Origin of the sequence: Apilactobacillus xinyiensis (assembly GCF_019656235.1) — a bacterium.
Classification (GTDB): Bacteria; Bacillota; Bacilli; order Lactobacillales; family Lactobacillaceae; genus Apilactobacillus; species Apilactobacillus xinyiensis.
This window is the reverse complement of sequence record NZ_BPLL01000022.1, coordinates 18,036-27,617: the sequence shown is the minus strand read 5'-3', so window position 1 is coordinate 27,617 and position 9,582 is coordinate 18,036. Positions and strand designations below refer to the sequence as shown.

12 protein-coding genes are annotated in these 9,582 nt (G+C 32.0%); 11 read left to right on the top strand and 1 reads right to left on the bottom strand.

The annotated features are described in order from the left end of the window. Positions 1–89 precede the first annotated feature (89 nt). Positions 90–716 (bottom strand): lysophospholipid acyltransferase family protein, encoded by a 627-nt coding sequence (locus K5Q11_RS05600; RefSeq protein ID WP_220727845.1) that lies wholly within the window; start codon positions 714–716, stop codon positions 90–92. Positions 717–803: 87 nt separating this feature from the next. Here K5Q11_RS05600 and K5Q11_RS05595 point away from each other — a divergent pair, with 87 nt between their 5' ends. The 11 genes from K5Q11_RS05595 (at position 804) to rseP (ending at position 9,574) form a co-directional block, all read left to right on the top strand. Beyond that, a complete protein-coding gene (locus K5Q11_RS05595; RefSeq protein WP_220751803.1) occupies positions 804–1,550 on the top strand; it encodes a tRNA1(Val) (adenine(37)-N6)-methyltransferase in 747 nt (248 codons plus the stop codon). Further along, positions 1,540–1,815, top strand: a complete 276-nt coding sequence (locus K5Q11_RS05590) for a GIY-YIG nuclease family protein (protein ID WP_220751801.1) — start codon at positions 1,540–1,542, stop codon at positions 1,813–1,815. The genes K5Q11_RS05595 and K5Q11_RS05590 overlap by 11 nt, the downstream gene beginning before the upstream one ends. A gap of 76 nt (positions 1,816–1,891) precedes the next feature. Then, positions 1,892–2,893 carry a D-2-hydroxyacid dehydrogenase gene (locus K5Q11_RS05585; protein WP_220751799.1) on the top strand — a complete coding sequence of 334 codons (1,002 nt, stop codon included), beginning with the start codon at positions 1,892–1,894 and terminating at the stop codon, positions 2,891–2,893. A 154-nt stretch (positions 2,894–3,047) separates the two neighbouring features. Continuing rightward, a complete protein-coding gene (gene rpsB / locus K5Q11_RS05580; RefSeq protein ID WP_054656952.1) occupies positions 3,048–3,788 on the top strand; it encodes a 30S ribosomal protein S2 in 741 nt (246 codons plus the stop codon). A 124-nt stretch (positions 3,789–3,912) separates the two neighbouring features. Next, positions 3,913–4,788 carry a translation elongation factor Ts gene (gene tsf, locus K5Q11_RS05575; RefSeq protein ID WP_220751797.1) on the top strand — a complete coding sequence of 292 codons (876 nt, stop codon included), beginning with the start codon at positions 3,913–3,915 and terminating at the stop codon, positions 4,786–4,788. A gap of 124 nt (positions 4,789–4,912) precedes the next feature. Further along, the gene (gene pyrH / locus K5Q11_RS05570) at positions 4,913–5,635 is read left to right on the top strand and encodes a UMP kinase (protein ID WP_220751795.1); all 723 of its coding nucleotides are present in this window, start codon (positions 4,913–4,915) and stop codon (positions 5,633–5,635) included. 4 nt (positions 5,636–5,639) lie between these two features. Next, entirely contained in the window at positions 5,640–6,200 is a 561-nt protein-coding gene (gene frr, locus K5Q11_RS05565) for a ribosome recycling factor (RefSeq protein WP_220751793.1), read from the top strand. Between the two features lie 31 nt (positions 6,201–6,231). Next, positions 6,232–6,630, top strand: a complete 399-nt coding sequence (locus tag K5Q11_RS05560) for a hypothetical protein (protein WP_220727731.1) — start codon at positions 6,232–6,234, stop codon at positions 6,628–6,630. Between the two features lie 68 nt (positions 6,631–6,698). Then, positions 6,699–7,451: an undecaprenyl pyrophosphate synthase gene (uppS, locus tag K5Q11_RS05555; protein ID WP_220751791.1), complete on the top strand. Its 753-nt coding sequence runs from the start codon at positions 6,699–6,701 to the stop codon at positions 7,449–7,451. A 30-nt stretch (positions 7,452–7,481) separates the two neighbouring features. After that, positions 7,482–8,270, top strand: coding sequence for a phosphatidate cytidylyltransferase (locus tag K5Q11_RS05550; RefSeq protein ID WP_220751790.1), 789 nt, complete (start codon positions 7,482–7,484; stop codon positions 8,268–8,270). 26 nt (positions 8,271–8,296) lie between these two features. After that, a complete protein-coding gene (gene rseP / locus K5Q11_RS05545; protein WP_220751788.1) occupies positions 8,297–9,574 on the top strand; it encodes an RIP metalloprotease RseP in 1,278 nt (425 codons plus the stop codon). The last annotated feature ends 8 nt before the right edge of the window (positions 9,575–9,582 follow it).

Below are 9,582 nucleotides of genomic sequence, written 5' to 3'. Positions count from 1 at the left end.
AGTTGAATATTTTGACATAAAAAAACCGCCTTAAAAAATTAGATATTATGTCTAACTTTTTTAAGGCGGTACAATAATCACACTTCTTTTTATTTTTTCTTAGAAATATCAACATATTTAAAATTAGGGTTAATTTCTTTATCTAATTTATCAAATGCAGCTTGCATTTGATTTTCAATGTTTTTTTGAGCTTCATCATTTAGTTTAACTTTTCGGTCTATATAAATAGGGTCACCAAAGTTAACGTATGTTTTTTTTCTTGAAAATAGTGCTTTTAGTGATAAAGGTCCTTGATAAACAGCTGGCACTAACGGTTTATTGGCTAATTTAGCAATTAGGGATGCGCCACCTTTTAACTCACTTGAATGTCTCGTTCCAGATGGGAAAATTATTAGTGATAAATCACTTTTAGTTAAAACTTTGACAGGTTCTTTGATTACGGAAGGACCAGGGTTTTCTCTATCAACACTTAATACATTTGCATGAACTAAAATGAATCTTAAAATAGGATTTTTAAATAATTCTTTTTTAGCCATAAAGGCAAATTTTTTAGGGCTTGATGCTAATGCAAAATAAAGTGGATCAAACCAGGTCCTATGTGGTGCTACCAGTATGTAATTACCTTCTGGAATTTTATTTTTGTTTCGAATTGACATTTTTCCATTGATTAAAAAGAAAATAATGCGTGCTAACACTCTTAAAAAAGAATACATTATTATTTCTCCTCTCTATTTTTTCCAAGTTATATTATTATATAAATTATTGTTTATGTAAATTTTTTATTTTAGGAATGGTATTGTTTTATGAATATAAATTTAAACGAAAACGAACGAATTGATCAGCTTTATAGTAATGATGTTAAAATAATCCAAAATCCAGAAGTCTTTTCTTTCTCACTAGATGCGGTTTTGCTAGCTTATTTTACCAAAATCCCACTAAAAAAGATTAAACTAGTGGATCTTTGTGCTGGAAATGGGGCAGTTGGTTTGTTTTTAGCGCATAAGGTTAACGGTATTATTGACTCTGTTGAACTACAACCAAAATTGGCTGACATGGCAAAAAGAAGTGTTACACTTAACGATTTAGATAACAAGTTAACGGTCATTCAAGATGATTTATTGAATAGCTTTAAGCATATAAAAAAAGATTCTGTTGATATCATAACTTGTAATCCACCATATTTTCCTAACTTAGTTTCTAGCAAAAAAAATCCCAATAAGCACTTAGCCATAGCTAGACATGAAATAACTACTAACTTGGACGATATAATGAAAATTAGTTCAGGTTTGTTAAAAACTAATGGAAAAGCTTTCTTCGTATATCGCCCTGATAGACTAACGGAATTATTTTTGAAAATGAGTGAACACGGAATTATACCCAAACAAGTGCAGTTTGTATATCCACGAATTAATAAAAATGCGAATATTGTGTTAGTTGAGGGAATTAAAAGTGGCAAAATAGGTGGATTAAAAGCTCTTCCTCCCATCACGGTTTATGATGAGAATAATGAGTATACACCTTTAATTAGAGAAATGTTGTATGGAAAATAGCAAATATTATTTCTATGTTTTAAAATGTGGCGATAATTCCTTATACGGAGGATATACTACTAATGTTCAGCAGCGTTTATTAAAACATCAAGCTGGGAAGGGTGCTAAATATACTAGATCACATTTACCAGTTGATTTGATTTATTATGAAAGCTTTTCCGATAAACATTTGGCTTTGCAAAAAGAGTATCAGTTCAAACATCAGACTAGAAATAAAAAAATAATGTATTTAATAAATCATGGGGTAGACAGACACTTACTTTAATTCTTGTAAATGTTATAATACCTACTGTTAGCAATTATTAATTACTAATATTAAATAATGTGCTGGAGGTTTTTTCATGAAAATTATTGCTTATGGTGTCAGAGATGACGAAATGCTATATTTTAAAGAATGGGAACAAGAAAATCCACAGGTAGAAGTTCAATTAGAAAAACGTTTGCTTGATGATTCAACGGTTTTAGAAGCAAAGGGATGTGATGGTGTAGTTGCATACCAACAAAAACCATATACTGAATCAGTTTTAAATAAACTAGGTCAGTTTGGAATCAAATCATTGTCATTAAGAAACGTTGGAGTAGACAACGTGGATAATGCTGCTGTAAAAGCTAACAACATTAAAGTAACTAATGTTCCTGCTTATTCTCCTCAAGCAATTGCTGAATTTACCGTTACTGAACTAATGAGATTATTAAGAAGAACTAAAAAATTTGATCAAAAACAAGCTAATGGTGATTTAACTTGGGCTCCTGATCAAGCTGATGAATTAAATAAAATGACAGTTGGAGTATTTGCCACAGGTCGTATTGGACGTGCAGCTATCAATATTTATCGTGGCTTTGGTGCTAAAGTGATTGCATATGATATTTATCATAATCCAGAGTTGGAAAAAGAAGGTATCTATGTGGATACTCCTGACGAATTATATGCAAAATCTGATGTATTATCTATTCATGCACCTGCAGTTAAGGAAAATGAACATATGTTAAACGACGATGCATTTTCTAAAATGAAAGATGGCGTTTGGATTTTGAATCCAGCTCGTGGAACTTTAATAGACACGGATGCTTTAATTAAAGCGTTAGACAGTGGAAAAGTTGCTGGGGCTGCTTTAGACGTATACGAAGATGAAGTAGGTGTATTTAACAAAGATTTTGGCAGCTTTGATAAAATTCCAGATGAAAGATTGAAGGATTTAATGCAACGTGAAAATGTTTTAGTTACTCCACATATTGCTTTTTATACTAAAACAGCTGTTCAAAATATGGTTAAATTTTCAATGAGTGCAAATAAAGACTTAATTGAAAAAGGAACATCAGATAAATTAGTAGAAATTAAATAACTTTTAGTTGATTGTTTTTTAAATTTTAGTTATAATACTTGTCGGTATTAATAAATATCAATTCACACCTACAGTGATAGTTAAGACAGTGCTTTAAAGTCTCTTATCTACGCGAGCTGTGGGGAGGAAAAAACTATTTTGGAGGATTAATAACATGTCTGTTATTTCTATGAAACAATTATTAGAAGCTGGTGTGCACTTTGGACACCAAACTCGTCGTTGGAATCCTAAGATGGCTAAATACATCTTTACTCAACGTAATGGTATCTACATCATCGATTTACAAAAAACTGTAAAGATGGCTGATGATGCTTACAATTACATGAAAGATGAAGCTGCTAAGGGTGCTGTTGTACTTTTTGTTGGTACTAAAAAACAAGCTCAAGATTCAATCGAAGAAGAAGCTAAAAGAGCTGGTCAATACTACGTTAACCATCGTTGGTTAGGTGGTACTTTAACTAACTGGGATACTATTCAAAGTCGTATCAAGTACTTAAAAGACCTTAAGAAAATGGCCGAAGACGGTACTTTTGAACGTCTACCTAAAAAAGAAGTTTCTTTACTTAAGAAGAAAACTGCTAAACTAGAAAAATTCTTAGGTGGTATCGAAGATATGCCTAAGATTCCTGATGTTATGTTCATCGTTGACCCTCGTAAAGAACAATTAGCTGTTAACGAAGCACATAAATTAAACATTCCTATTGTTGCTATGGTTGATACTAACACTGATCCTGATGATATCGATGTTATTATCCCATCAAATGATGATGCTATTCGTGCTGTTCGTTTGATTACTTCTAAGATGGCTGATGCTATTGTTGAAGGTAACCAAGGTGAAGAACAAGTTGACGAAAACACCTTCAAAGAAGAAGATAACGAAAGTGAAAACAAATAATTATCTAAATAGTATTTGTTAAACACTTAGGCTGACTTATGTTTTTAGACCGGAAAAGGCCTGGGCTAAGTCAGCCTTTTATAATATTTTTGTTTAGTGTATAAAGATAAGGAGGCCATTTATTATGGCAAAAATAACTGCTGCTCAAGTAAAACAATTACGTGACAAGACTAGTGTTGGTATGATGGATGCTAAAAAGGCTTTAGTTGCTTCTGATGGTGACGAACAAAAAGCACTTGATTACTTACGTGAAAAAGGTATCGCAAAGGCTCAAAAGAAGAGTGACCGTGTTGCAGCTGCTGGTTTAACTAGAATTGCTGTTGATGGTGATTCAGCTGCTATTGTTGAAGTTAATGCTGAAACAGATTTCGTTGCTGGTAATGATGATTTTATCCAATTAGTAGAATTAATTGCTGACAAAATTGTTAAAGAAAAACCTGCTGACGTTGAAGCAGCTTTACAATTAAAGACTGATAAAGGTACAGTTAGTGATACTATCATTAACACTACTCAAATTACTGGTGAAAAAATCACTTTACGTCGTTTCCAAATTTTTAACAAATCTGAAAATGAACATTTTGGTGCATATTTACACAATGGTGGTTTGATTGGTGCTTTAGTTCTTATTGATGGTGCGGATGATGAAACTGCAAAACACGTTGCTATGCATACTGCTGCAGCTCATCCAGAATACTTAGACCGTAATTCTGTTCCTCAAGATCGTTTAGAACATGAAAAAGAAGTGCTTAAGAAAGAAGCCTTGAATGAAGGCAAACCAGAAAACATCGTTGAAAAAATGGTTGAAGGTAGACTTAACAAATTCTTATCAGGTATTAGTTTAGCTGATCAAGATTTCGTTATGGATTCAGACCAAACTGTTTCTCAATATGTTGCTTCTAAGGGCGGTAAATTAAAAGATTATGCTCGTTATGAAGTTGGAGAAGGTATTGAAAAGCAAGAAACTAACTTTGCCGACGAAGTTAAAGAACAAATGAAATAATCATTTTGAAAAAAGATGTGCAATGCACGTCTTTTTTTGTATCTTTATATGTTAATAAACTATCGTTGTTTTATATATTATGCTAAAATTATAATTAATAAACAACATCCTGGGAGGAACATTGATGTCAGACTTGAAATATAAACGTATCGTTTTAAAGCTAAGCGGAGAAGCTTTGGCTGGCGATCAAGGATTTGGAATCAATCCGCCAGTTATTAAAAAGATTGCTGAAGAAATTAAAGATATTTATGATTTAGGAATCCAAATTGCTATCGTCGTAGGTGGCGGTAACATGTGGCGTGGAATTGCTGGCTCACAAATGGGGATGGAAAGAACCCAAGCTGATTATATTGGAATGCTTGCTACCATTATGAATGGTTTAGCATTACAAGATAATTTGGAATCATTAAATGTACCTACAAGAGTTCAAACTTCAATTGAAATGCGTCAAATAGCAGAACCATATATTCGTAGAAAAGCTGTTCGTCATTTAGAGAAAAATCGTGTAGTTATCTTTTCTGGTGGAACCGGTAATCCATACTTTTCTACAGATACTACTTCTGCCCTTAGAGCAGCTGAAGTTCATGCTGATGCTATTTTAATGGCTAAAAATGGTGTTGATGGCATATACTCTGACGATCCTAATAAAAATCCTAATGCTGTAAAATATGATGAATTAACTCAAATGGATATTATTAATAAAGGATTAAAAGTCATGGACTCTACAGCAAGTACACTGTCAATGGATAATAGTATTCCTCTAGTAGTATTTAATTTGAATAAACCAGGTAACATAAAAAAAGTTGTTCAAGGTGAACATATTGGAACAACAGTGAAAGGAAAGTAAAATTATGAACTCAAATGAAATAATTATCTCATCTAAAGATAGAATGGGTAAGGCAGAACAAGCTTTAAAAAGAGAATTAAGCACAATTAGAGCTGGACATGCTAATGCTAGTTTATTGAATAATGTTAAAGTTAGTTACTATGGAGCTGATACTCCATTAAACCAAATTGCTTCTATCACTATTCCAGAGCCACGTGTAATTATGGTTACTCCATATGATAAAAGTGCTTTAGATAATATTGAAAAGGGTATTTTAGAAGCTAATATTGGAATTAACCCTGCTAATGATGGTGATAATATTCGTTTAGTTGTTCCTCAACTTACTGAAGAACGTAGGAAAGAAATTGCTAAACAAGTAAAAGCAACTGGAGAACAAAGTAAAGTTGCTGTTAGAAATGTAAGACGTGATTCAATGGATTCAGTTAAAAAAGGTAACAAAAATGATGACTTTACTGATGATGAAGCTCATCGTTTAGAAGATGAAATTCAAAAAATTACTGATGCATCCATTAAAAATGTTGAACAAATCGTTGCTGACAAAGAAAAAGAAGTAATGAACGGTTAATTAAATTTATTGTAAATAGGAGTTTTAATTTATGGCAGAAAAAGAAATAACACCCGGAACCAAAGAATTTGAAAAAATGATTTTTAAATTGGATAAACCTTTAAGTGGTAAGAATTTACAAGCATTATCATACAATGGTAACCAACTTCGTGAAATTCAAGATGGCATTTATGTAATGCCAGTTTTTGTTGCTGATGATTTCAATATGTTCTTCGTAGTTTCTCAACTTATTGAAGATGATTGGATTATGGCATTTACTCAAGCAACCATTGAAAATGATAATGAAATTACTGATTTAAGTGATCCAATTCCTACTGGTGAAGGCCTAAATATGCTAGGTTCTCGTAGTGCGGCAGATGCTAACCAATTACTAAAATACTTCAATACTTTAACTGAAACAAAACGTGGAGAATGGAGATTAATCCAATAATTTATTTTTATATTTTATAAAGGATGAGATTAATTCTCATCCTTTATTATTTTTAAAGTGGTGAAATAATGTTTAAATCAAAAGAAACACAAGAATTAACGATAGATTATGATAACATTCCTAAACATATCGCAATTATTATGGATGGTAATGGAAGATGGGCTAAACAACGTCATATGCCTAGGATTGCTGGACATAAAAAAGGGATGAACACGGTTAAAACAATTACCAAAGCAGCTTCTAAGCTAGGAGTTAAAGTTTTAACTTTATATGCTTTTTCTACAGAAAATTGGCGTCGTCCAGATACTGAAGTTAATTATTTAATGGGATTACCAGGTAAGTTTTTTAATGATTTTATACCTGATTTAATAGCTAATAATGTTAAAGTTCAAGTTATGGGTTACATTAACAAACTGCCAGAACAAACACAACAAGCCGTTAATAAAGCAATTGATGCTACAGCTAATTGTAATGGTATGATTCTAAATTTTGCCTTAAACTATGGTGCCCAAGATGAAATAGTCACTTCTGTTAGAAATATTGCAGAACTAGTTAAAGATGATAAATTAGCTATAGAAGACATTTCAAAAAAAACAATAGAAAATAATCTAATGACCGCTAAATTAGGTGATTTAGCTAACCCAGATTTATTAATTAGAACCAGTGGTGAAAAAAGATTATCTAATTTTTTGCTTTGGCAGATTGCTTATAGTGAATTTGTTTTTAGAAATGAAAATTGGCCAGATTTTAACGCAGAAATACTGACTGATTGTATATTAGAGTATCAAAATAGGCACCGTCGATTTGGTGGATTAAAGTAATTAAACTGAATATTAGGAGAAATATAAATCATGAAACAAAGAGTCTTAACAGCTATAATAGCTTTGATTATTTTTGTTCCCATAGTTATTGCTGGTGGTATATTTGTTGATATAGCCGGCATCTTTTTGGGATTAGTAGCAATGTCCGAAGTATTAGTTATGAAGAAGAAACTTTTAGTTTCTCCAGAAGCCTTTCTAGCATGGATAGGGGTGTTTTTGGTAATAGTACCTGCTACTTGGTTAGCCAGTACATTTAACATTTCTAATCCATCATTTTGGATATATTTAGTAGCAATGTTATTTTTACTTCGAACGGTTGTTACTAAAAATGCATTTTCATTTGATGATGCTGCTGTTTTATTTTTAGCAATGTTTTACATCGGAAATGGATTTCATTACTTCATAGCTGCCAGAAATGCTGGATTATCCATTTTATTTTATGCATTATTAATTGTATGGATGACCGATAGTGGTGCTTATCTAATTGGACGTAAAATTGGTAAACATAAGTTAGCTCCTAATGTAAGTCCAAATAAGACTTGGGAAGGTTCTATTGGTGGTTCCATAATTGCTACAATTGTTGGAGTATTATGGATTTGTATTTATCCAATTGCTGGTTTTAATATTTTTGAAATTTTAGTTATTACAATAATATTATCTATTGCAGGACAATTTGGTGATTTAGTTGAGTCTGCTTTAAAACGCTACTATCGAGTAAAAGATTCTGGAAAAATTTTACCTGGACACGGTGGAATACTAGATCGCTTTGACAGTTTGATTTTTATATTACCGCTACTACATTTATTTGGAATTATTTAGAATTCCATTATTAAGGAGTGATGCATTTGATTACTACCATTATTGCTTTTATCATAGTCTTTGGTTTATTAGTGATTGTTCATGAGTTTGGACACTTTATTGTTGCTAAGAAGTCTGGAATTATGGTTCGTGAGTTTTCAATAGGTATGGGTCCCAAAATATTTTACTATCGTAAAAATAACACTACCTACACCTGGCGTTTACTGCCATTAGGTGGATATGTAAGAATGGCTGGTAGTGCTGACAACGAATCTCAAGAGCTTAAACCGGGAACGCCAGTTAGCTTAAGATTTAACAGTGAAAATAATGAAGTTGTGTCTATTAATACGAGTCACAAACAAACTTTGTTTAATGGAGTACCATTAACAGTTACTAAAGCAGATTTAGAAAATAAGTTGTTTATTGAAGGTTTTGAGAATGCTGATGAAAGCGAAAAGAAAACCTTTAAAGTGAACCATGATGCAACTATCATTGAAGAAGATGGAACTGAAGTACAAATTGCTCCAGAAGATGTTCAGTTTCAAAACGCACCATTGTTTAGAAGAATTTTAACTAATTTTGCAGGGGTATTTAATAACGTATTGTTGGCTATTGTAGCCTTCACAATTGTAGCTTTTCTACAGGGTGGAGTATCTAGTTATACCAACCATGTTAATTTAGCATCTTCTGATTCAGTGGCTGCTAAAGCTGGTCTTAAAAATAATGATAAGATTGTTAAAGTTAACAATACTAAAATTAGCAACTGGTATGACTTAACTAAGCAAATACAATCTAAACCTAATCAAAATATTTCTATGCAAGTAGAGAGAAACAATGAAAGTCATAAGATTAATTTAAAAACTGGTAGTTCAGAATACAATAATAAAAAAGTTGGGGTTATTGGAATTACCCAAACTACTGACAATTCATTTATGGCTAAATTAACTTCTGGTTTTACCCAGACTTGGCGAATGACAACCACTTTAGTTTCGGCACTTTATTATATGATTGTCGGACACTTTAGTTTAAATGACTTAGGTGGTCCAGTTGCTATTTTTGCTAGTACTTCACAAGCTGCTAAGTTGGGGGTATTAGGAGTAGTTAATCTACTAGCTTTTCTATCGATTAACTTAGCAATTATGAACTTAATTCCAATTCCTGCCCTAGATGGTGGTAAAATATTATTGAACATAATTGAAGCTATTAGAAGAAAACCAGTTTCTGAAAAGGTTGAAACTATAATTACGATAGCTGGAGCCATATTCTTATTAGTGCTAATGTTGTTAGTTACTTTTAATGATATACAAAGATATTTTATAAGGTAATATATTTC

Excerpts from the sequence above, each read along its gene's own strand:
- rpsB (WP_054656952.1), top strand. The coding sequence starts at position 3,048 with ATGTCTGTTATTTCTATGAAACAATTATTAGAAGCTGGTGTGCACTTT.
- K5Q11_RS05550 (WP_220751790.1), top strand. The coding sequence starts at position 7,482 with ATGAAACAAAGAGTCTTAACAGCTATAATAGCTTTGATTATTTTTGTT.
- K5Q11_RS05560 (WP_220727731.1), top strand. The coding sequence starts at position 6,232 with ATGGCAGAAAAAGAAATAACACCCGGAACCAAAGAATTTGAAAAAATG.
- uppS (WP_220751791.1), top strand. The coding sequence starts at position 6,699 with ATGTTTAAATCAAAAGAAACACAAGAATTAACGATAGATTATGATAAC.
- K5Q11_RS05595 (WP_220751803.1), top strand. The coding sequence starts at position 804 with ATGAATATAAATTTAAACGAAAACGAACGAATTGATCAGCTTTATAGT.
- pyrH (WP_220751795.1), top strand. The coding sequence starts at position 4,913 with ATGTCAGACTTGAAATATAAACGTATCGTTTTAAAGCTAAGCGGAGAA.
- K5Q11_RS05585 (WP_220751799.1), top strand. The coding sequence starts at position 1,892 with ATGAAAATTATTGCTTATGGTGTCAGAGATGACGAAATGCTATATTTT.
- tsf (WP_220751797.1), top strand. The coding sequence starts at position 3,913 with ATGGCAAAAATAACTGCTGCTCAAGTAAAACAATTACGTGACAAGACT.
- K5Q11_RS05590 (WP_220751801.1), top strand. The coding sequence starts at position 1,540 with ATGGAAAATAGCAAATATTATTTCTATGTTTTAAAATGTGGCGATAAT.
- frr (WP_220751793.1), top strand. The coding sequence starts at position 5,640 with ATGAACTCAAATGAAATAATTATCTCATCTAAAGATAGAATGGGTAAG.